Source organism: Pseudomonas sp. DE0010, from assembly GCF_007680745.1.
Taxonomy (GTDB): Bacteria; Pseudomonadota; Gammaproteobacteria; order Pseudomonadales; family Pseudomonadaceae; genus Aquipseudomonas; species Aquipseudomonas parafulva_B.
In genome coordinates, this window is record NZ_VEJQ01000082.1 from 1 (window position 1) to 357 (window position 357).

Here is a 357-nt window from a genome sequence, read left to right on the forward strand (position 1 = left end):
GCAGGCGCAATTCACGCTCGATCTGCAGCAGCTGATCGGCCAGGGCGGGCAGGCGCTCGTCCATCAGGTACCCACCTGCGCCTTCTGCCGGGCCAGGGCGGCGCCGGAGGCATCGCCCTGGGCCTCGCGGGCCTGGGCGATCAGTTGCCAGAGACTGGCCTGCAAGGCCGGACGGCCATTGGCGTAGGTCAGGGCGCGCCGGGCCAGTTGCTCGCCCTGGGCCGGATCGTTCTGCGCCAGGCGCACCTGGGCCAGGCGATAGAGCACCTGGGGCTCGCGCGGGGCGATGCGCTGGGCGCGTTCCAGGCTCGAGGAGGCACCGTTGAGATCGCCGCCGCTCTGCTGTTGCTGGGCGGT

Annotated in this window: 1 pseudogene; it reads right to left on the bottom strand. The window is 72.3% G+C overall.

The window, feature by feature from the left end:
• Positions 1-63 precede the first annotated feature (63 nt).
• Positions 64-357: pseudogene (locus FS767_RS21745) on the bottom strand (tetratricopeptide repeat protein); the annotation flags it as partial.